This is a genomic window from Croceitalea dokdonensis DOKDO 023, from assembly GCF_001306415.1.
Classification (GTDB): domain Bacteria; phylum Bacteroidota; class Bacteroidia; order Flavobacteriales; family Flavobacteriaceae; genus Croceitalea; species Croceitalea dokdonensis.
Map to the genome: position 1 here is coordinate 1 of NZ_LDJX01000007.1, position 22468 is coordinate 22468.

Annotated in this window: 21 protein-coding genes and 1 other RNA gene; 10 read left to right on the forward strand and 12 right to left on the reverse strand. The window is 41.8% G+C overall.

The features are described 5' to 3' along the window. Positions 1–9: 9 nt before the first annotated feature. Positions 10–408: a transfer-messenger RNA gene (gene ssrA / locus I595_RS17210) on the reverse strand. Between the two features lie 286 nt (positions 409–694). Between ssrA and I595_RS14115 the strand changes: the two genes are divergently transcribed. Then, positions 695–1894 (forward strand): NAD(P)-dependent oxidoreductase, encoded by a 1200-nt coding sequence (locus I595_RS14115; protein ID WP_054560100.1) that lies wholly within the window; start codon positions 695–697, stop codon positions 1892–1894. Positions 1895–1945: 51 nt separating this feature from the next. Here I595_RS14115 and I595_RS14120 read toward each other — a convergent pair whose 3' ends face one another. From I595_RS14120 to I595_RS14140, 5 genes are read right to left on the reverse strand one after another with little or no spacing between them, the layout of a single operon-like run. After that, complete coding sequence (locus tag I595_RS14120) at positions 1946–2605, reverse strand: DUF1361 domain-containing protein (RefSeq protein WP_054560101.1); 660 nt, start codon at positions 2603–2605, stop codon at positions 1946–1948. After that, positions 2595–2909 (reverse strand): hypothetical protein, encoded by a 315-nt coding sequence (locus I595_RS14125; protein ID WP_054560102.1) that lies wholly within the window; start codon positions 2907–2909, stop codon positions 2595–2597. The genes I595_RS14120 and I595_RS14125 overlap by 11 nt, the downstream gene beginning before the upstream one ends. 56 nt (positions 2910–2965) lie before the next feature. Continuing rightward, positions 2966–4348: a cell envelope integrity protein CreD gene (gene creD / locus I595_RS14130; protein ID WP_054560103.1), complete on the reverse strand. Its 1383-nt coding sequence runs from the start codon at positions 4346–4348 to the stop codon at positions 2966–2968. Positions 4349–4396: 48 nt separating this feature from the next. Further along, positions 4397–4693 (reverse strand): winged helix-turn-helix domain-containing protein, encoded by a 297-nt coding sequence (locus I595_RS14135; protein WP_054560104.1) that lies wholly within the window; start codon positions 4691–4693, stop codon positions 4397–4399. A 1-nt stretch (position 4694) separates the two neighbouring features. Further along, a complete protein-coding gene (locus I595_RS14140; protein WP_054560267.1) occupies positions 4695–5303 on the reverse strand; it encodes a hypothetical protein in 609 nt (202 codons plus the stop codon). A gap of 94 nt (positions 5304–5397) precedes the next feature. Here I595_RS14140 and I595_RS14145 point away from each other — a divergent pair, with 94 nt between their 5' ends. Then, positions 5398–5766: a DUF1801 domain-containing protein gene (locus tag I595_RS14145; RefSeq protein ID WP_054560105.1), complete on the forward strand. Its 369-nt coding sequence runs from the start codon at positions 5398–5400 to the stop codon at positions 5764–5766. A gap of 3 nt (positions 5767–5769) precedes the next feature. Here I595_RS14145 and I595_RS14150 read toward each other — a convergent pair whose 3' ends face one another. After that, positions 5770–7725 (reverse strand): DUF3857 domain-containing protein, encoded by a 1956-nt coding sequence (locus I595_RS14150; RefSeq protein ID WP_054560106.1) that lies wholly within the window; start codon positions 7723–7725, stop codon positions 5770–5772. Positions 7726–7743: 18 nt separating this feature from the next. Next, positions 7744–8562 carry a 3-deoxy-8-phosphooctulonate synthase gene (gene kdsA, locus I595_RS14155; RefSeq protein ID WP_054560107.1) on the reverse strand — a complete coding sequence of 273 codons (819 nt, stop codon included), beginning with the start codon at positions 8560–8562 and terminating at the stop codon, positions 7744–7746. A 71-nt stretch (positions 8563–8633) separates the two neighbouring features. Between kdsA and I595_RS14160 the strand changes: the two genes are divergently transcribed. The 4 genes from I595_RS14160 (at position 8634) to typA (ending at position 12458) form a co-directional block, all read left to right on the forward strand. Continuing rightward, complete coding sequence (locus I595_RS14160; RefSeq protein ID WP_054560108.1) at positions 8634–9191, forward strand: hypothetical protein; 558 nt, start codon at positions 8634–8636, stop codon at positions 9189–9191. 201 nt (positions 9192–9392) lie between these two features. Further along, complete coding sequence (locus I595_RS14165; protein WP_054560109.1) at positions 9393–9968, forward strand: hypothetical protein; 576 nt, start codon at positions 9393–9395, stop codon at positions 9966–9968. Positions 9969–10034: 66 nt separating this feature from the next. Then, positions 10035–10568 carry a hypothetical protein gene (locus I595_RS14170; protein WP_054560268.1) on the forward strand — a complete coding sequence of 178 codons (534 nt, stop codon included), beginning with the start codon at positions 10035–10037 and terminating at the stop codon, positions 10566–10568. Between the two features lie 90 nt (positions 10569–10658). After that, complete coding sequence (typA, locus tag I595_RS14175) at positions 10659–12458, forward strand: translational GTPase TypA (RefSeq protein ID WP_054560110.1); 1800 nt, start codon at positions 10659–10661, stop codon at positions 12456–12458. Between the two features lie 69 nt (positions 12459–12527). Here the strand turns inward: typA and ppgK are convergent, their stop codons facing one another. The 3 genes from ppgK to I595_RS14190 all read right to left on the reverse strand — a co-directional run bounded on the left by ppgK (position 12528) and on the right by I595_RS14190 (position 14480). Continuing rightward, on the reverse strand, positions 12528–13289 hold the full coding sequence (gene ppgK, locus I595_RS14180; RefSeq protein ID WP_054560111.1) for a polyphosphate--glucose phosphotransferase: 762 nt from the start codon (positions 13287–13289) through the stop codon (positions 12528–12530). A 70-nt stretch (positions 13290–13359) separates the two neighbouring features. Next, positions 13360–13785 (reverse strand): hypothetical protein, encoded by a 426-nt coding sequence (locus I595_RS14185; protein WP_054560112.1) that lies wholly within the window; start codon positions 13783–13785, stop codon positions 13360–13362. Between the two features lie 11 nt (positions 13786–13796). Then, complete coding sequence (locus I595_RS14190) at positions 13797–14480, reverse strand: cell division ATP-binding protein FtsE (RefSeq protein ID WP_054560113.1); 684 nt, start codon at positions 14478–14480, stop codon at positions 13797–13799. 101 nt (positions 14481–14581) lie between these two features. Here I595_RS14190 and I595_RS14195 point away from each other — a divergent pair, with 101 nt between their 5' ends. The 3 genes from I595_RS14195 (at position 14582) to I595_RS14205 (ending at position 20519) form a co-directional block, all read left to right on the forward strand. Then, positions 14582–17602, forward strand: a complete 3021-nt coding sequence (locus tag I595_RS14195; protein WP_054560114.1) for a tetratricopeptide repeat protein — start codon at positions 14582–14584, stop codon at positions 17600–17602. A gap of 10 nt (positions 17603–17612) precedes the next feature. Next, positions 17613–19361, forward strand: a complete 1749-nt coding sequence (locus I595_RS14200; RefSeq protein ID WP_054560115.1) for a TonB-dependent receptor — start codon at positions 17613–17615, stop codon at positions 19359–19361. A 72-nt stretch (positions 19362–19433) separates the two neighbouring features. Next, positions 19434–20519: an OmpA family protein gene (locus tag I595_RS14205; RefSeq protein WP_054560116.1), complete on the forward strand. Its 1086-nt coding sequence runs from the start codon at positions 19434–19436 to the stop codon at positions 20517–20519. On the opposite strand, the gene I595_RS14210 is transcribed toward I595_RS14205, so the two are convergent. Next, positions 20493–20945: a carboxypeptidase-like regulatory domain-containing protein gene (locus I595_RS14210; protein ID WP_157449756.1), complete on the reverse strand. Its 453-nt coding sequence runs from the start codon at positions 20943–20945 to the stop codon at positions 20493–20495. The two genes, I595_RS14205 and I595_RS14210, sit on opposite strands and share 27 nt — an antisense overlap. 137 nt (positions 20946–21082) lie before the next feature. Between I595_RS14210 and I595_RS14215 the strand changes: the two genes are divergently transcribed. Next, positions 21083–22171, forward strand: a complete 1089-nt coding sequence (locus I595_RS14215; protein ID WP_083467616.1) for an OmpA family protein — start codon at positions 21083–21085, stop codon at positions 22169–22171. The last annotated feature ends 297 nt before the right edge of the window (positions 22172–22468 follow it).

Consider the following 22468-nt stretch of genomic DNA (forward strand, 5'->3'; position numbering starts at 1 on the left):
TGGTTTTTGAAGTGGAGCCGGAGGGATTCGAACCCTCGTCCAAACAAGCAATGATTATGCTTTCTACATGCTTAGTTTTTGTTTGGTTTTAGATATACGACCGACCAAAAACCGCCTATCGTACACTTAGCTTCTTAGAATTTTAGTGCTGCTGCCAAAGCGAACAACAGCCTTATATTGACTTTTCTGGTGCTCCTAATTGAATCGCCGTCAACAAGGGCTATTCAGGAACATCTCGCTTCCCTACCTGGTAGGGACGAGGCAAATCCTACTATAATTCAGATTATGCGGCAAGAGCGTAATTATTATCGCCAATTAAAAGTGTGAAACCTGAGTTTTACGAGCTATGTTCCAGCGCTCGACATGCTTACATCGCCATTGGTCTCGCTGTCAAAACCGGTCGGCCCCGTTATTGGAATAATACCTCTTAGAATTGATTTTTGAAATCCAACTTTGGTGACATCCAAAGCTCTACGAATAGACTTTATTGGATTTCACCAGGTGAAAGGTCAAATATAGGTTACAGATGTAAAGATTTTTCAACACCTTAAAAAATTTGGTTATCCCATTGTTTTTTCAAAGAACGCTTTATAAAAGGTGGGCAAAGTTACACAATTTATCCCCCTAAGAAAGAAAAGTTTGTGTACCCTTGGCAATCCCCTTATTTTAGGTCAATAATTATACCAAAGCAATTATGAGGATTGGAATTATCAGAGAGCGCAAAAATCCGCCTGACAAACGTGTGGTATTGTCACCCTTACTTTGCCAAAGTGTCCTAAAAAAGTACCCAAAGGCACAGATAGTTGTGGAACCTTCCCCGCTTAGGGTTTTTTCCGATGATGAATACAGGGAGTCCGGTATCCCAGTTATTGATGGGATGGAATCTTGTGACGTGCTGCTAGGGGTAAAGGAAGTACCCATTAATGCATTAATTCCAAACAAAAAATACTTCTTCTTTTCCCATACCATAAAAAAACAATCGTACAATCGGGATTTGTTAAGAGCCGTTCTCGCCAAGCGTATTGAGTTATATGACCATGAGGTGATTACCAATCCCAAAGGGCAACGTTTAGTGGCCTTTGGCCGCTATGCCGGTATTGTGGGAGCGTACAACGGGGTACGGGCATATGGTTTAAAGTATGGGGCGTTTAACCTCCCCAAAGCAGCACAATTAAAAGACCAACAAGCGCTCATTACAGCATTGCGCACTGTCCAATTACCCAATATTAAGATATTGCTGACAGGTAGGGGAAGGGTTGGCAATGGTGCCAAAGAAATGCTGGATGCCATGCACCTTAAAAAAGTGAACGTCTCCGCATTCTTAAATGATGATTTTAAGGAACCGGTATATTGCCAAATAGATGCTTCTGAGTATAACAAACGCAAAGACGGTACCAGGGGAAACAAAGCGGACTTTTTTGAGCATCCGCAGCGGTATGAGTCCAATTTTTTTAGATTCGCAAGAGTAACGGATTTCTACATCGCAGGCCACTTTTATGGTGACGGTGCCCCCTTTTTATATACGCGCCAAGATGCAAAACATCCAGACTTTAAGATTAAACTTGTGGCCGATATCAGTTGTGATATAGATGGTCCGGTAGCTACAACCATACGCCCTTCTACCATTGCAGATCCCATTTATGGGTATGACCCCATTACGGAAAGTGAAATAGATTTCAAGGACCAAAATGCCATTGCCGTAATGGCAGTGGACAACCTGCCGGCAGAATTGCCCCGGGATGCCAGTGATGGTTTTGGGACAGCATTTTCTACCCATGTAATACCTGCTTTTTTTAATGGGGACAAAGACGGTATACTAGAACGTGCAAGAATGACCCATAACGGCAAATTAACGGAGCGTTATGCCTACCTCCAGGATTATATTGATGGGTAATAGGTAAAATAATTGGAAGCCCTGCTGTAGATTGCGCTACATGCCATTCATTTAAGAGTGAGGTAAAACCTCCTTTTTTGCCATAAGGCAACGTTGGCCAAAAAAGATAAGGATACCACAGCCTATTGTCATTAACCAAGCCAATGGGTCTTGTAACCCTGAGAGCAGCTTTGGTATAGTTGTCCCAGGACGGGTAAATACATCCCAACTGTTTAACCTAAGTACTCTGCCCAAATAGACCCCGTATCCACATAACAAACTAAAAATCAGCACTAGGGCTTTAACTTGTAAGGGATTGTAGAACAAGTTTAAAAATTGTTTCATAATTCCTATAGCATACACGCCGGCCATACATCCTGTAACGGAAAAACTCAATATAAGAACAAAGTCAAAAACTACAGTTGTGGCTGCAGAAAGTCGCAGGTGGATAAAGTCTGTGAGAAGATAGGGAGCGTTGGGCAAAAATAAGAGCCATATCAGAAAGATGGGAATCCGTATAAAGGGTCTGGCTAGTGCTTCCACATATTTGTAGGTTGCAAGTGCAATTACAAACGGAGTTAATGCCAGAATTAAGTTCCATCCTAAGAATAAGAGGAAAAAATCTTGGAAGACTTTAATACGTAAGGCTAGCAGCACGCTGCTAAGCAGTGTTCCCAATGTCACCACACCTATTGCTGTGAAATTTTGGTTGATAAGTTGTTTAAAGCTCATTTTGTAAGACAATGAAAAGATAAATTATAACCACGGGAATATTTAGGAATAGGCTAAATGCAGCCCTAATAAGCTGATTCTTGTTTGGGATGGATGTAAGCTGCAACAGCAAACAACCTGCAAAATAAACGGCATTCACAACAAGAATTACAAGAACGGTCCCTAGATAAACCCTTAGGGTGGTGATGCTAGGGTCAAATAGAAGGTATGTTGCCGTTAAATGCCCTCCAATGATGGCGGAGCCCAGTAATACCGTATAAGCCCCAAAGCAAATTCTTGAGCTTAAATCATTGGTCAATTCCATATAAAAGGTCTTTAGAGGCCACTCCCGTAAGACGAGGCCAGATTTTGGTATTTAGGTCAAGATTGGTTCCAATCAATTTTTCTACTGGCAAACATGACCGTGGCCAGAATGGCAAACAATCCAATGCTACCTACCAATAGGGCATAGCTTTCCAATTGTATGATCACAAAAATAAAAAGGTACAAGGCCGTTAAGGACGTGAAGACCAACACCACAAATTTGCGGTTTTTTAGGATGCTTCTGGAATACAGGCTAATAAGTCCCACCACGGAAACACTGGCAATGGTATAGGCCTTTAGAAAGTTTTGATGTTCAGAAATAGAGATCAATAAGGTATAGAACATCACCAAGGCTAACCCAATCATTAAGTATTGAAAGGGGTGTATTTGAATAGTGCTGATGGTTTGTATCAGAAAGAACACCAAAAAGGTTAATGTAATGACCAAATACCCATACTTGGCAGAACGTTCACTTTTTTGGTATTCATCAACGGGCACCAAGAGTTCGGTACCAAAGGAAAACTCCCTTAGGTCTGGCAAATGGCCAAAGAAAGCCTGCTCAAATTGTCTATTGATCTGCAGCACCTTCCAGTGTGCCTTAAAGCCTTTTGGGGTCACATTTTCTTGCCCATTTTCCTCTGGAAGAAAACTTCCGGTAAAGCTGGGGTCTCCCCAATTGCTTTCCATGGTTAGGGTGGTCTTCTCCCCAATGGGGACAAATCGTATTTTTTGGCTTCCGTTAACCGTCATTTGGGTAGTGAAAGAGAGTTGGGTGGTACTGGAGGTAAACCCTTTAATGGTACCGCTATGTAGCTCATGGAGTACAAGCTCGTCCACTCCGTAGATATCCTTGTTGTTTTCTTGGTATTTAGGTAAAAATACCAACGGTCTTTCACCAAATTGCATGGTAATTTGGTTCTTTATGCCCTTAAGGTTACTGGTTTTCATTAGAATTGATGCTTTGTCCCACAAAACATCGTCTGCTGAAATATCCTTGGACCCAAAATCGGGCATTTCAAAAGCTCCCTTAAAATTCATTTCACTGGTAAAAACGGAAGTTTCGTACAGACCTCTGTCTTTTTTAACGGCATCCACATTGGCGTCTATGGCTAAGGTAGATGGGAAAAAGTAAGCGTAGTTGATTTTTTTGGTACGTTCCGTAATTACTTTCTTAGCGTCTTTTATGATTTTGGTAGACTCTTGATAGGTATTGTAGGGAATTTTTAAAATAGGTCCCATAAAGAGGATTTCCTTGCCCCACAGGCCGCTTACCTCCGTCACCACATCTTGTTGCCTAAGCGATCTTTCCCTAATAAGGTCCTTTATAAAGAGTAAGGGAACCAATAAAACCAGTATGATAAAACCAATCATTAACATTCTTGCCGTGGTACTTTGTCTTACCCAATGGGCAAATCCTTTGTTTAGTTTCTGTGTTTCCATATATTAAAATTAAAGTACTTTGAAATACAAAGTAAAATGATAAAAAAATTATTTTTGTTGTTTAATGATGTGTTCCAAGGCTTCAATATGTTTGGAAAAGGCTGTTCTACCTGCCTTGGTAATCCTATATTTGGTGTTGGGCTTACGCCCGATGAACGACTTTTCCACGAGTATGTAATTGGCATTTTCCAAGGTTTTGGTATGGCTGGCTAAGTTCCCGTCCGTAACTTCCAACAGTTCCTTAAAACGGTTGAAGTCCACGTGCTCATTCACCATTAAAATAGACATAATGCCTAGCCTAATCCTATGGTCAAATAGTTTATTGATGCCATCAATGAGCCCCATCCTATCTCTTTTGCTCCTTTAGATACATAAATGCCCCATAAACAATATGTAAAACACCAAACCCCAACACCCAAAACCAAAAACCGTATCCAGGTAAAGCAGCGCACATTAAACCTAGGGCAATTTCTGCAAAGCCTAAATATTGGATGTTGCCAAGGGTATATTTAGAGGCGTTGACCAAAGCCAGACCGTAGAAAATTAACATAAGGGAACCCGTAAGCCCATAATGTTGGCTGGTGAGTTTAATAAGAATATAAATACCACCGGTAACCAGCGGAATAAGAAAGCTTATCAATAGACGCTTTGTGGTACCGTCCCATAATTTTTCGTTGTTCTTTTTGGCTTTTTTTGCGCTTAAAAGATATGCTGTAACGATGCTCAGGGCCGCCACGGCCAATAAAATTGCAATGATCAGTTTAAAGTTCCAGCTATGTAGGGTGATGTATGAGCCGGGTTGCGGTAAAAGAAAAAGATAGGTGACAGCAGCACCAGATAAGGCATAAAGGCCAGCCATGATGCCTGATAAGCCGCTTAAGGAGAGAAACCGTGAAGAACGATTCATCAAATCCTTGATTTGACCGATGTCTTCCAGATATTTATTTTCGTCCATCATAAGAGTACTTTGAAATACAAAGTTAAATATTATTTTAAATGGTTTGCTATTTTTAACAAGAGTTTTATAATGGTTTGCAAATACATCACCCATGAATCCAGCAGAAGAATACATCCTCTCTAAGAATGAACCTTATCGGAGTATCCTCTTGCACGTACAGGCGGTGATTATGCAGACCATTCCCAGTGCGGAATTAAAATACAAATGGCGAATTCCATGTTTTTATGTGGGCAAATCACCTATTTGTTATTTGAACGTACCGCCCAGAAAGAATTATGTTGATGTTGGTTTTTGGAACTCAGCACATTTGACCAAACATTTGGATAACATGGTCACGGAAAAAAGAAAAGTGGTTAAATCCCTAAGATATCTTACATTGGAAGACATTGATGATACTATCCTTATTGCCGTTTTACGTGACGCCTATTCCGTAAGACATGAGGGCTTTTATAAAAATTGAGTCCTAAATTTTTTTAATGGTAACCACTGAGTTCTTTTCAATATTTACCGCTTCATTGAAAAACGTTTTTATCGCTTTATAATCCTCGGATTCAAAATAGTGGTTTTTTAATTGAAATATAAACCGAACATTTAGCTGCCCCGCACTTTCCGAACAAGTAAATTCAAGCATTCCATTATAATTTGGCAATGCCATAGCCTTATTTTCTGGAAGGGATATTAACTTGTATTTCTCAGGAATTTCAATGATTAAATTGTATTCATAACTATAAGGGTAGCCAAAGTCTATGGGGAAATTTCGATTGTCCTTTAAAAAAGGATTTTTTTTAAAAAACTTTAGAAGTATTGGGTTAAGGTATATAGTGCCATCTTTTAGGGCATTTTCTATAACGAAATCATAGGATTGCATTAGCAGTTTCTCGTTACTTCTTTCTTTTTCAAGGGTATAATTTTCAATATAAAAGTCCGAGATTGAAGATTCCTCAATTTGGTCTAAATATTCAGATTCCGATTTTCCTTTTAGGAATTTATATTTTGCAATGGCCTTATACCCTTGATTAATTTCCCTGATTTTTCCTCTTATTTCACCAAGTTCCGGATACAAGCTAGCATTGCCTCTAATTACAACCTTGTTCTTGGTTTGGGGTTGAATATCAAACCAATAACTATCCTCTTTAAAATCCATAACCCTGCCGTAGTGGTTTAAGGATCTAAAGGGTAAAAAGCCAAAAGCGGTAAATGTATCGCTCGCATCCAAAAGATACGTTTTGCCATTAATATCTGCCTTGGCAATGATATAGTTAAAGTCTGTAATCACAGGTTGTGATTTTTTGGGTAGCCCATGTTCACGCGTAGATATCATCATAAGATTGGCCTTTATATCTGCAGCATTCAACATATTTATCAGTGAAATATTTATTTCCCCAATATTTCCAATCTTTTTGTTGAACGCTTCTTTAACCCTAATGTTTTTGTAAATCCCAAACTTGCCATTCCAAGTGAAATGCTTTTTAACGAAGTTGAAGATATTTTTAGCGCTTTCAAGTTCATTGGCATGTTGTAAATTATTTTCTTGAAGTTGCTTTTCAAAAAAAGTACTTTTAGCTAACTGCCGCCCAATGTCCTTATCTTTTCTAAACTCAGAGTCCACAGATTTCCAACTTTTTGTGTAGTGTTTCTTAGATCCGTTTAAGCGGTAATGGGTGGCAAGTTCAAAATCTAATCGTCCTATATAATTTGATGGCGCCAACATATACTGCTCCTTGTCATAGAATGCGGGAATATCTTTCATCGCATATTTAATAACTTCACAATCAACAACAGGGTATCCTGGCCCAGGGTTAAAACATGACTTTTTAATACTAGTCTCCTTGATAGCCAAAGGAAGCCCACCATAGAGACTTCGATTATAAAAATACATGCCCGGAATTACAGCATTGAACTCACTATACATTTTTGGGATGTTGGACTGAAAATTCCAGCCATTTAAATTGAAAAAGAAAGGTGATTTGACCTTGTAAGAATATGTAATTATAGATCCCGCTTTAATATTAGGAAGCGAAAACTTTTGATAAGACCAGTTTTCACTGTTATCCTCTTGGAAAATGTCATTTTGGTTTAGACTTGTTTTAACCATACCATTATGGGTCATTCCCTTAATATCGTATGCCGTCTCCTTTGCATTTTCATTGTGATAAAGCGGTATCTCAATATTCGCTTCTTCAAAGCCCTGGTCATCAAATATTTTGACTTTAATTTCGTAGGATTTGACTAAGTAAATTTGCCGGTTTAACAATTGAAAATCAAAATAGCCTTTTTCATAGAGCACTACCGCATGGGCGGTCGTATCTTGTTCATAAATTTTTAGGTCAATATCTGCCTGCGTTACTTTGGGGTGATTGTTTTGGGAATAGGCTAGAAAGCCAAAAAGGATAAAGAAGGGAAAATGATAAAATCGCATTAAAAAAAGGTTGGGAGCTTATAAACGATTAACAACTTGGCGTATTGCCACTAAATCGCTCAATAGTTTTTTCAACAAACCCAAATCAAGCATATTGGCCCCATCACTTTTGGCGTTGGAAGGGTCAAAATGGGTTTCCATAAACAATCCGTCCACACCCGCTGCAATGCCCGCCCTGGCCATGGTGCCTATGAGTGCGGGCCTTCCCCCAGTGACCCCAGAGGATTGGTTGGGTTGTTGTAAAGAGTGGGTTACGTCCAACACTACCGGTGCGTACTGTTGCATGGTAGGAACACCCCTAAAATCTACTATCATATCATGGTAGCCAAACATGGTGCCCCGGTCCGTTATCCATACATTGTCGTTGCCCGTTTCCGTAACCTTGGTCACGGCATGCTTCATACTTTCTGGACTCATGAATTGCCCTTTCTTTACATTAACCGTCTTGCCCGTTTCTGCGGCGGCCACCACCAAATCGGTCTGGCGGGCCAAAAACGCAGGTATTTGAAGAACATCAACATATCCCGCCGCCATGGTAGCATCTTGTTCTGTATGTATGTCGGTTATGGTAGGTATCTTAAAGGTTTCGGACACCTTTCTCAATATTTTTAAGGCCTTCTCGTCCCCAATTCCTGTAAAAGAATCCAATCTGCTTCTATTGGCCTTTTTAAAGCTCCCTTTAAACACATAGGGAATTTGAAGTTCATCGGTAATGGCAACCACCTCTTCTGCAATGCGCAAAGCCATATCTTCACCTTCTATGGCACATGGACCGGCCAATAAAAAGAATTGCCCACTATTGGTATGTTTAATTTGGGGTATGTTGGAAAGTTGCATGCTAATTAGTTTACCGCAAAAATACTATTTTCAATAGGGTTCTGTTATCAATACACCCAATTTCCAGTCTTATGCGGCACCTTTTCATAAGTTTTCTTTGTTTGGCCTCCTTTGGCCTTCATGCCCAATTTGGCAAGAATTGTGAGTTGAGGCAGTGGAAAATCAACCTAGTGAATCCTGGACTTGAGTATGAGCTGGGTATTGGTGTAAACCAGACCCTAAATGTCAGGGTGGCCTGGCAGTTGGCTCTGGACCCGGTATTGCAAAATCCCTATGAGGAACTTACTTTTTTTCCAGCACTAACCCTACAGACCAGATTTTACCACAATTTTGAACAAAGGGGGCGAAATGGAAGGCAGATTTATGGAAATTCAGCAAATTATATGGCACCTACCATTGCCCTGTTCTCCCCTGATGCTCGTCTTATTGCGGGTGAGCTGGTAGATGGAGTTCATGGATATGGCGGGCTTGTCTATGGCTTACAACGCAGTTATAACTCTGGTTTTAGTTTTTCCGTGGATGCCGGTGCCGCCTATTATGTGGGACCTTTTGAAAATGGTATCTACCCCGTCGTCAACTTCAGTTTGGGCTGGATCGTTAGTGAAAAACGCTGGTGTGTAGGGAGGTAGCCATGCCCTAGCCCGTGCTGCATTGTAAAAGGACACCGGAAAAAATAGAAGGGATTTAAAAGGTACAAGGGTTCTTTGGACCCTATTGGAGGAATTGGCAAGGGTTGGGTCTTCTATGGTCTGGCGTTAAACAATCACAAAACCAAGAAGGAATTGAACTGTTTGTGTTAAGTTTGAGTAGCAACACAAGCTTTTATTTTTATGAAAAAACTATCGATTGTAGGGATGATATTCCTACTTTTTGCTACGGCACACGCCCAGCGAATGAAAGAAAAAGGGTTTGGGCTCATTCATTTAGAACGGCACCAGGTCACTTTGGGAACGGGGTTTAGGTATGAGCTGGGTTTGTTTAAAAATGTAAGCGCCTCCACAAGTTTAACACCAGGTGTGGCCTTTTATCAAGAGGGGTATACCGGTGGTTTGGCCTGGAACACAAGGGTACGGTACTACCACAATATAGAGGAACGCTTGGATATCAATAAAAATGTCATTGGGAATTCTGCGGATTACCTAGCTCTTGGGCGCAGTGTCTTCTGGGGCCCCCTACAGCTTAGCCAAAACCTTAGAAACGACAACCAGTTTGCCATTGAGTTTTTTGGTGGGCTCTACGGGTTACAACGTACCTACCGGAACGGTTTTAATTTTAACGCTGAGGTAGGTTTTGGGTATTACCAAGGGGATACTGTGAGTGATGGCTATGGTCCTATGCTCAATTTCACCTTGGGATGGGTGTTGACCAAACGAAAGAAAAAAGACAATTATTTTAATGGAAACTAGTAAGTACTCAACTATTTTTAATTTGGCTCAATGAGTTTAATTCGCTTTAAAACAAACTTTGGTTTTATGAAATTCAAATGGCTACTTTTTTCAACTTTTTTTATCATTGCCGTCCATGCCCAAAAAGACAAACGCGTAGAGGCTTCCCAGTTTACCCTTGATGTTTTTTTGCCAGGGGCCAGCTATGAAATGGGAATCGCCGAAAACTCAACGATTTCCCTTTCCGGAGCTTTAGGTTTTGCGTATCGGGAGTCGGCGTTTTTTGAAAGCGGCTATGGGGTCTACCCTATCATTGTTGGCCAATACAGGTACTACTATAATTTTCAAAGACGCTTAGATCGGGATAAGCGAATTAAGGGAAATACCGGGAATTATTTGGCTCCAACGATATTCGTACAAGGCGGTAATCCAATTATCGGTAATCTGGAAGCTACAAACCTGGTAGGTTTAGCTGCGGTTTACGGTATCCAACGCACGGGAAAAAAAGGATTTCAATGGAACTTTAATGTAGGTCCTTCTGTATACAGGGACGATTTTGGAACGGAATTTGGAATTTTTCTTGATTTTAAATTAGGATTTGTCTTGGGATATAATCGTTGAACTCCCTCAAAATCAATAAGATAAAAATAATGTCCAGAAACGCATTTCCGTAGAAAATAGCAGTATCTTTGCGCGCTTAAAATCTAGGTTATGTCTAACATCAAGAATATTGCAATAATTGCCCACGTTGACCACGGTAAGACCACCTTGGTAGATAAGATTATGTATCATTGCCAGCTGTTTCGGGAGAATGAAAACAAGGGCGATCTGATTTTAGATAACAATGACCTAGAGCGTGAGCGTGGCATTACCATTACCTCTAAAAACGTTTCGGTAGTATATAAGGACACCAAGATCAATATTATTGATACCCCTGGTCACGCGGATTTTGGTGGTGAAGTAGAACGTGTATTGAACATGGCAGATGGGGTGTTGCTATTGGTTGATGCCTTTGAAGGTCCCATGCCACAGACCCGTTTTGTGCTACAAAAGGCCATTGATTTGGGCCTTAAGCCCTGTGTGGTCATCAACAAGGTGGATAAAGAAAACTGTACCCCGGATGAGGTGCACGAGAAGGTGTTCGATTTAATGTTTGAACTTGGTGCGGAAGAATGGCAGTTAGATTTTCCCACGGTCTATGGTTCGGCAAAGAACAACTGGATGAGTGACGATTGGCAAAACGAGACGGAAAACATAGAACCACTCTTAGATATGGTCATTGAACATGTGCCGGAATTTAAGCCAGCTGTTGGAAATACCCAAATGCTCATTACGTCGCTTGACTTTTCCTCCTTTACCGGGAGAATTGCCATTGGAAGGTTAACTAGGGGCAGCTTAAAGGAAGGGCAACAGATTTCTTTGGTGAAGCGTGACGGTAGCATCGTGAAATCAAAAATTAAGGAACTGTTCACTTTTGAAGGTTTGGGCCGCATAAAAGTGAAAGAAGTGAAAACAGGGGATATCTGTGCCATTGTAGGAATGGAAGGTTTTGAAATTGGCGATACGGTCGCAGATATTGAAAGCCCGGAACGGCTTAAGACCATTGCTATTGATGAACCTACCATGAGTATGCTGTTTACCATAAACGACAGTCCATTTTTTGGCAAGGATGGCAAATTTGTGACCTCTAGGCATATCAAGGAACGCCTAGAAAAAGAACTGGAAAAGAATTTGGCTCTTAGGGTAGAAGAAACGGATAGTGCCGATAAATTTATGGTATTTGGCCGTGGGGTATTGCACCTTTCCGTGTTGATAGAGACCATGAGACGTGAAGGGTATGAGCTCCAAATAGGACAGCCGCAGGTAATCATCAAAGAAATTGATGGGGTAAAATGCGAACCTGTAGAGCATCTTACCATTGACCTGCCAGAGGAGGTATCGGGCAAGGCAGTGGAAATGGTGTCTATCCGTAAAGGCGAAATGACGAGTATGGAAGCTAAGGGCTCCCGCATGTTATGCGAGTTTATCATTCCATCAAGGGGCATCATTGGGTTGCGGAACCAATTGCTTACCGCCACAGCGGGAGAGGCCATTATGGCACACAGATTTTTGGAATATCAGCCTTTAAAAGGTGAGATTGCACAACGGTTAAACGGCTCCTTGGTATCTATGGAAAACGGCTCTGCAATTCCGTATTCCATAGACAAGCTTCAAGATCGGGGTAAGTTCTTTATTAATCCTGGAGAGGATATTTATGAGGGTCAGGTCATTGGGGAAAACTCTCGCCAAGACGATATGACGGTGAATGTCACCAAGACCAAAAAACTCTCCAATGTGCGCTCCGCCGGTGCGGATGACAAGGCCAAAATAGTACCTGCAATTAAGTTTTCTTTGGAGGAAGCATTGGAATACATTCAAAAAGATGAGTATGTAGAGGTTACCCCAAACCATCTACGGCTAAGGAAAATCTATTTAAAGGAAGTGGATAGAAAAAGAAACAAAATCACCTAGTGTGGTGATGTCTTGCAGCTAAAAAAACCAGCCCTAATGGCTGGTTTTTTTGGTAGCTTTTGAGTGAGTTTAGGTGGTTAAATGACCATGGTGTTGCTCCCTTAAACAGGACACAGCAGCACCAATGATTCCTGCGTGGTTCATAAGTTCTGCTTTTACGACCTCTGTTTCAATATCAATGATATGCCCGTACTGCTTCCATTTTTTGGAAATGCCGCCACCGACAATAATGAGGTCCGGGCTCACGATAATTTCAACATAGCGTAAAAATTTGTTAAAGCGTTTGCCCCATTTTTCATAGGAAAGCCCCTCTTTTTCCCTAATGGAGTCTGCTGCATAGTGTTCTATTTTTTCATACTTTTTGTAGGGTATTTGTCCCAACTCAAAATTGGGAATCAGTTGCCCGTTAAAGAAGGCCCCACTCCCTAGGCCCGTGCCCACGGTCACCATAATTACCAAACCTTGTTTCCCGCGGCCTACCCCATAATTAATGGAGGCATAGCCAGCGGCATCCGCGTCATTGATTACTGTAAATACATGGCCTGTAGTTTGGGTAAAAAGTTCATCCACATTAACTCCTACCCAACTTTTGTGCAAGTTGCCCTGGGACATACAGATGCCATTTTTAACTATGGAAGGGAATCCGCATCCAACGGGACCGGTATACTCAAAATGGTCAACAATTTGTTTGATGACATTGGCCATCTCTTCGGGTTTTCTAGAGGGAGGTGTGGGTATCCGGTACCTTTCTGTAAGCATTTCACCGGTTTCCGCATTTACCAAAGCGCCTTTTATTCCAGAGCCGCCAATATCAATTCCAAGAAGTTCCATACAAGGATAAAAACGTTAATTGTTGGACAAAGAAACAAAATTCTTTTGGGTGCATGAAAGAACTTGGATTTTAGGAGTCTGGTTGTACATAGTAATCAATGGAATTCAAGGAGTGGTTGGGGTCTATGATGTCCAATAGGTGATCAATGGCCTTGCCCATGGGGGTCAGCGTACCCAGTTGCTTGTTCTTTCCCAGTGCACTGGAAATGGTCTCATCCCTATTCCCAAAAGCGTAACCTTGCTTGGTGATCCAAAGCCAATTAAAGAGGTGCTGCATGAGCACGTTGCCCAACTGGTCCACAGAGATGGCCAGCTCCAGGAAGTACGCCCCAAGCCCGGTTAATCCTCTTAAAAAGAGCTGTTGAAATAATCCAAAGAGAAAGCCAATGGGTCCTGTCACCACCAATAGCACTATGGAAATTAGAAACAACAATAGGCCAATTAATGGCTTGGCCTTTGCGTCTTTTTGTCCACGTTCTTTATGGGAAATTTGCATGGGAAATGGTTTTAAATTGCCTTTTGAATGACCTCAAATACCTTGCTGTTATCGCATTTTAAAGTTTTGTGAGGGTATTTTAGAATGAGCGCATAGTCATGTGTGGCCATGATGATGGTACGCCCATTTTCATTAATATCCTGTAGTACCTTCATGATTTCCACGCTGGTCTGTGGATCTAAGTTTCCCGTGGGCTCGTCTGCCAAAATAAGTTCAGGGTCGTTTAAAAGTGCACGTGCTATGGCGATCCGTTGCTGTTCCCCCCCAGAAAGTTCATGGGGGAATTTAAACCCTTTTGTCTTCATACCCACTTTGGATAGGACTTCTTCAATTTTAGCGTCCATCTTTACACTATCTTTCCAACCGGTAGCCTTTAATACAAATTTTAGATTGTTGTTAATATTTCTGTCTGGCAGTAGCTTAAAATCCTGAAAGACAATACCTAGCTTTCTTCGTAAATAAGGAATGTCCTTTTCTTTTAGGGTCTTAAGGTTAAAATCTACAATGGAACCTTCTCCGGAATTAATGGGTAAATCGCCATAAAGGGTTTTCATAAAGCTACTTTTACCGCTTCCGGTCTTGCCTATTACATACACAAATTCCCCTTTTTTTACTTCAAGGGTCACATGGTTCAAAATCAGGTTTTCCTTCTGGAAAATGGCAACATCCTGTAATTTTAAAATGGTTTCGGGCATAATAATTCCAATGTTGTTTTGGCGTTATGTGGTGCAAGTTATATACTTTGGCTTGAATTTTGACGTTATGCATACATTAATCGAGATGAGCGTAGAACACTATGAATCGAACCACCACTATATTTTTACTTTTTTCTACCGTTTTTAGTTTCCTTGGGCTGTCCCAGCAAACCCAGTTGTACACCCACGAACAAAAGCAGTTTCAAGATGCCCTTGCCCTGTACAACAAGCAACAATACCAGGCCGCACAGGTTCTTTTTGAATCTGTTGGGAAAAGCACCACGGACCAAGAGACCAAGGCCAATAGTGCTTATTACGTGGCCAACGCCGCAGTACGGCTCAACCAAAGAGGCGCAGACAAGCTCATGGAGGATTTTGTTGAAAACTATCCTACTTCTACCAAAAGAAATTCTGCGTTTATGGATGTGGCCGATTATTATTTTGAAACCGGTAAATACCCCTACGCCTTAAAATGGTACAAAAAGGTAGACCAAGCTGCTATGGCAAAAAATGATAGGGAGCGGTTTCATTTTAATATGGGGTATTCCTATTATGCCAGCAACAGGCCAAAGGCTGCGGAACAGTACCTTAACAAGGTGGTAAACTCTGCTAAATATGGGGCGCAAGCCAAGTATTATTTGGGATATATCGCTTATGAACAGGACGACTATGAAGGGGCCAACGAACGTTTTGATGAAATCTCGGACCCAACCGTTCTGGAAGAAAAGTTAGCCTATTACCAGGCGGACCTTAACTTTAAACTGGGGAATTTTGAAAAGGCCATTGCCATGGCCAAAAAAGAACTTCCAAAGGCCAACAGGAAAGAAGTATCCGAATTGAACAAGATCATCGGAGAAAGCTATTTTAATTTGGAACAATACGGTGAGGCCATACCTTATCTTGAGAAATACAAGGGTAACCGTGGACGTTGGAGCAATACCGATTTTTACCTCTTAGGCTATAGCCATTACAAAATGGGAGATTATGAAGCTGCCGTTGGGCAGTTCAATCGCATTATTGATGGTTCCAATAGTGTGGCCCAGAACGCCTATTACCATTTGGCGGAGTGTTACCTTAAACTGGATAAAAAATCAGAGGCGCTAAATGCGTTTAGAAATGCGTCTGAAATGACCTTCAATACGGATATTGAGCGTGATGCGCTGCTTAATTATGCTAGGCTCAGCTATGAGATTGGTAATGGTTACGAGCCTGTTCCAGCGGTCATCTCGGGATATTTGGAAAAGTACCCCAATGATGCCAACCAAGCAGAGTTGCAGGCACTTCTAGTGGATTCCTATATTAGTTCCAAGAACTTTGAAGGCGCCATGGTGCTGTTGGAAAAGAACTCTAGTTACGCATCAAAGGAAACCTTGCAAAAAGTGGCCTATTTCAGTGGAGTGACCAAATTTGTGGACGGTGATTATGAATTGGCCTTGGAGCGTTTTTCCACCTCTTTAAAAAATGCGGAAAATGCAATCTATCGTGCCAAAGCACAGTTTTGGCAAGCCGAGGCAAATTATCGGCTCAATAGGTTTGATGATGCCCTTTTGGGCTTTTCCACTTTTGAAAACAACGGTAGCGCACCAAACACCGAGGAATTTAAAAGATTACCCTATAATCTAGGGTATGCGCATTTTAAGTTAAAACAATACGCAAAGGCCATAGTTTATTTTAAAATGGTAAGTGGAGCGGATGTGGCAATGCTAGAAACCGTTGACGGCCTCATGCGCCTTGCAGATAGCTATTTTGTGACCAGCAACTATAGGGATGCCTTGGCAGCTTATGAAAGGGGTGCAAATTTACAAGGTCCAGAACAGGACTACGCTGCTTTTCAAACTGCGATGTGCCAAGGGTTTTTGGGAAACACCGCAAGTAAAATACGTGATTTGGAAGCGTTTGTTGCAGAACATCCTAAATCTGCCCTAAGGGACGATTCCCTCTTTGAATTGGCCAATACTTATGTAAAAGATGGCCAAGAAGAAAAAGGTCTTAGCACCTATGATAGGTTGTTGCGGGATTTTCCGAATAGCAAGTTTGCTTCACAGGGTATGCTGCGGCAAGGATTGGTGCATTACAATGCCGGAAGAAATGAAGAGGCCCTGAAAAAGATGAAGCGGGTGGTGGCAGATTATCCCAAAAGCCAAGAAGCCGTGCAAGCGGTTGCTACGGCAAAATTGGTCTATGTAGACCTGGGCAGGGTGAGTGAATATGCGGAGTGGACCAAAACCTTGGACTTTGTAGATGTATCGGATGCCGAATTGGATAATGCCAGTTTTGAGGCCGCCGACCGAAAATATCAACAGGGCAAAACCGATGTAGCCATTAAAGCCTTTGAAAACTACCTTAAGGATTTCCCGAACGGACTTAATACCAACCAAGTGCGTTTTTCCTTGGCACAATTGTATTTCTCCCAAGGACAAAAAGAAAGAGCATTGCCTTTTTATACTGCGGTCGCAGACAACGCTACCAGTGAATATAGTGAACAAGCGCTGACCCGTGTCTGTGAGATTTATGTGGGCAAAGAAGAGTACGGTAAGGCCATTCCATTTTTAGAAAGGTTGGAGGCTACGGCAGAAATTGAACAGAACAGGACGTTTGCCCAGTCTAACTTAATGAAGGGATATTACCAACGCAAAAATTACCAGAAGACCATCTCTTATGCAGAAAAAGTTTTGGCCGTAAAAAGCATTGATGACCGCATTAAAGGTGATGCGCAAATTATGATAGCCCGTTCTGCCATTGAAACTGGCAATGAGGCTATAGCTGAGGAAGCTTTTGCAGAGGTTAGAAAAATAGCTACGGGTGAAGCTGCGGCCGAAGCATGGTATTACGATGCGTATTTTAAAAATAAAAATGGGGACTTTGCAGCATCTAACGTTTCCGTGCAAAAATTGGTCAAGGATTTTGCCAGTTATAAAGAGTGGGGAGGAAAAGGATTGGTGCTCATGGCCAAGAATTTTTACAAGTTGGATGATGCTTTCCAGGCCACCTATATTTTGGAGAGCGTGCAGGAAAATTTTGCTGAATATCCAGAGATTGTAGCAGAGGCCAAGGGGGAGCTCGCCATTATCAGAACTCGTCAAGCACAGTTAAATTCATCGGTCAATCCTAATGGAAATTAAGTAGAACATTATGCGAAATAAATGGGTAATTGCCCTACTATGGTCAGCCATGGTAACTTTGGGTATGGCACAGGAAAAGGAAGATATAGGCACGGAGGAGGTAACCGTAGTGAAACCTTACGCCCCAACGGTCTCAGATGCCTTTAAAATAAAAAGCCTGCCTGTTATCAATGATACCATTGCCCTACAGAAGAAAAAGGTAAAGTATACCATTTTTTCCGTTCCGGTGGCCTCTACTTTTACCCCAGCAAAGGCTAAGGCGGCAAAAGTGGAAAAACTGCCGCCACCCATCTTGTACAATACCTACGCATCTGTTGGCCTCGGAAATTTTAACAATGCCCTGGTCGATTTTTATTCCAGCAGGGAAGTGGGCCGCGATGAAGATTTGTTTGATGTGGGCTTTACACATTTTTCCTCACGCGGGGATATAGATAGTACTCCCTTGGATACGGATTTTTACGACAGTAAGGTGGATGTTTCTTACTCCCAAAAAGCTAGGGATTACAATTGGCGTGCCGCATTGGGGGCCCAACACCAACTATACCATTGGTACGGTCTGGAAAGTGGGGCGTTTACGGAAGGACAGATTGCGGGCATCAATGAACGGCAGAATTATTTTAATGTACAGGCAGATGCCAGTATCCACGTGGAGGACTCTTTTTTTAAGAATGCTTCGGTCTTGGCCCGCCATTTTTGGGATGCCACAAGTTCAGCAGAAAACAGGGCCAAACTAGAGCTGGGTGTAGAAGTGCCAATTACCACCGAGATGGTGGATATCAATGCCAAGGTAGATTATGTTGGCGGTAGTTTTCAAAATGCGGACCTAAATCTAACAGAAAATACCATGGGCCGTGAATATGGCCATGTACAGGTAGGTGTGAATCCCAGTATAGTGATTCTCAGGGATGGGTTAAAAATTAATTTAGGGGCCAACTTTGTGTATGGTAGGGACGTTGAGGCCAGGGAGGGCAATTTTTTTATCTACCCTGCCGTAACGGCATCTTACCGTCTATTGGATGACCAGGTAATCGCTTTTGGGGGCTTGGAGGGAGATTTGGAACAAAACTCCTATCATGGTTTTGTGGGTGATAACCCATTTGTCTCCCCAACCTTGTTTATACAGCCTACAGACCGGCAGTATGAGGGGTACCTAGGAATCAAAGGACAACTTTGGTCCAATTTGGGATACAAGCTAAGGGCGTCTTACAATGCGGAGAATAGGAGACCGCTATTTTTATTGAATCCGGTCAATACCGCACGCACCGATGCGCAGGGTTACACCATTGGTAATTCTTTTCAGGTGTTTTATGACGATATTAAGACACTGGGCGTCTTCGCGGAAATCAACGTGGACATCAATAGAAACTTTACGTTGGGACTAAATGGGCAATACAACAATTACAATACGGAAACCAACAATCCAGCATGGAACTTACCAGAGGTAGAGGCCAACCTTTTTATGGATTATCAAATCAACAAACAATGGTATGCCAGGGCAAACTTTTTCTTTGTTGGGGAACGCCAAGACCTGCTTGCCACGGCACAACCTAACGTACCGGCCAACCTTTTTCCTTCGGAAATTGTTGATTTAGAAGGTTTTTTTGATGCTAATTTTCAGTTGGGGTATAATTTGAACGAACAACTTTCCGTGTTTGCCCGTTTTTCCAACATAGCAAATACCAACTACCAGCAATGGTATAATTTTAGGGTTCAGGGCTTTCAAGCATTGGCAGGGGTGTCTTATAAGTTTGATATGTAACCCACCCCAGTCCCGGAATAGTGAGCTATTCTCTTTAAATCCCTATCTTGGAGAGGCGATAATTAGGGGAGTATGCTCAAATTCAACATAAGTTATTGCTTGCTGTTTTCAGTAGGGTTGCTCACCGCACAAAATCTAGTGAAGAATCCTAGTTTTGAGCTCTTTGATGCTTGCCCTGAGATTTTGGGCAGTTTTAATGAGGATGTGCGTTATTGGTCCACCCCAACATTGGGCACTACGGATTACTTCAATACCTGCAGCAAGCGCATGGGTGCCCCGGAGAACTTTAATGGTATTCAACAACCAAGTTTTGGCAATGCCTATGCTGGACTTTATTTTTATGCCCCGGGAGATTACAGGGAGTACATACAAGTGCCATTGGAAATGCCATTGCGCCAGAATGAAAATTACAAACTGAGTTTTTTCATAAGCCTGGCCGAAGGTTCAGATTTTGCAGTGAAGGATTTTGGTGTAGTAATGGCTAAAAAAGCCCTTAGGGTAAATACCAAACGGGTGCTGTCCAAAAAACATCTGTTTGGTGCAGGCGGCAATAAGGTTACGGTACATGAGGTAAACCATCCCACTTTCCATGAAGATAAAACAGACTGGCTACAGGTAACCCTGGAGTTTACGGCCCAAGGTTTTGAGCGTTTTTTGGTGTTGGGCAACCTAAGGGACAATAAACGGACCAAAAAAATACAGACTAAAAGGAAAGAGACCAAGAAGGGTGCCTATTATTACATAGATATGGTGAGCCTGCAAGCATTGGATAGCAACCTGAGCCAAATTCCGCCCATGCAGCGTGATAGTCTGTATGTTTTCAAGGCGATTACCTTTGGGTTTGACGATATCCAACTTTCCAACTTGGGAACCAAAGAGCTGAGGCGGGTTTTTATGGAACTTAAGGACCATCCAGAGCTGCAGCTTGAAATCCATGGCCATACGGATGCAAAAGGTGGAGAAGACTACAACCAACGATTATCTTACCAAAGAGCCGTAAACCTTGCAAATCATTTAATCCGGTGGGGTATTGATAAAAGCAGGATAAGCTGCTTTGGTCATGGGGCTTCCAAACCAATCTCGTCTAACCAAACAGAAGGGGGACGTGCAAAAAATAGGCGGGTGGAATTTTTATTCAAAACCACCTCTGGCCAATAGGGGCAGTTGGGTATTGTAGTGGTAGGTAAGCTCCAGAGGCAAGCTTGGAAACAAAGGGGGTGTTGTCCAGGGTTTTCTAAGATAGGCCTTACCCTCTATCATTTTTCGCATGGCGGCATCATATTGTAAGACAATGGGTTCCGTTTTACCCCCATCCAATACAAAAAATGCTTCTTCCTCGTAACCTTTGGAACTTATATTGATTTTCCAATGGAACTTCTTGTCGCTGTTCAGGGTAAATTCTCCCTCAAAATTGGTGTATACAGTAGTCTCAGTGCCAACAATGGAAATTGCGGCCGCGTAGATGGGTAGTCCTAGTTCGTCAATAACCTCACCTGAAATGGTGTTTTGGGAAACAACCAATATCGGACTTAGGCAAAGTATGAGCAAAACCACGGTCATGCGCATAACAAAAGATTTGGACACTAAGAACGTCTTAGGATGGCCGCTAGTATGAAATTATTCCAATTCTCGACCAATGGTTCGTTTTCTACCTTAAACTGCAATATTATGCGTTAAGATGCGTTAAATGCTTTACGAGAACCTAAAATACCAAATTGCTTATGTTAGTAAAGGTTACTCGTTGTACATTTTATTTTGCCGCCCTAATGGGAAGCCTGTTTACGGCGCAAGGCCAAAATCTCATTTTAAATGCAAGTTTTGAAGAGTATAAGGAATGTCCTTCCAACATTTCTAGTTTTGATGCCCTGTTGGACAATGTAAGCTTGCCTACCTCAAGTTCAGGGGATTATTTCAATACCTGCGCATCCGGGGACTTTAATACCGACAATAATTTTAAGGGAGGACAGGAGCCCGCCGATGGAAAGGGATATGCCGGTTTATATTATTACGCCCTTAACGATTACAGGGAATACCTACAATTGGACGCGGCCAGGACCCTAAGGGCAAAACACCCCCATAAACTGAGTTTTAAGGTAAGCTTGGCAGAAGCCTCTACCATTGCCTTAAAAAATATGTCATTGGTAATGACCAGTAAAAAAATACGTGTGCCCAACAGTAAGGTATTGACAGCATCACGCTTGGACCTGCAACCAGATATCCAATTACATGAGGTTCCCTTAAAGGCCAATGGTTCATTGTCAGAAACCGATGGTTGGGTAACCCTGACCGCCGAATTTGATGCCAAGGGATTTGAAAACCATTTTCTCATAGGTAATTTTAAAGAGAATAAAGCAACTGAGCTCTTACGGCCAACCAAGGCGGTAACTTCTAGTGACTTTTCCTACTACTTTGTTGATGCCTTTGAATTGGAAGAACTTCCCAGAATCAACTATGAAAAGGATAAGATTTACGTATTGGAACGTAAGCCTTTTGAACCTAAAGGTTATGACTTGGATGATGAGGCGGTAGCACAGGTAAAAAAGATATTTAAGTTTCTAAAGGAGAATGCGGATGTGCAAATGAAAATTACCGGACATTCAGATGATGTGGGAAATGCAGAGTACAATAAATTTGTGTCCTCTTTGCGCGCTAGGGCGGTTGCCCTATACCTTAAAAAATTGGGTGTGGAGGATGACCGTATCGTTTGGGAAGGTGTTGGCAATTCCAAGCCCCTAAGGAACGGCAAGGTTAAGGATGAACGCCTGCGCAACCGTAGGGTGGAGTTTGTTATGACGGATGTTAAAGAATAATTAGGCTCCAAAATTTCACAAAAATTTAGCCAGTACCTATATTTTTTAAGGTTGATAGCACGGTAACAAAAAACAACTTTAGTACATGGATTTTGGATAAATCCTTATCCTTAGCTCATATCTATGGTACACTATTGTTTTTGCATTTTCTTAGCTCTCTCTGAGGGTGATTTTATTTCTAAAAATAAGTCTTCAATAGAAGTTTTTAGGAGTACTCTGGTTGACTTTGATTAAAGACACCAAAGCCCGTAACTGTAGGCTGCCCTTTGTGATGATATAATGGAAGAGCGTTAATCA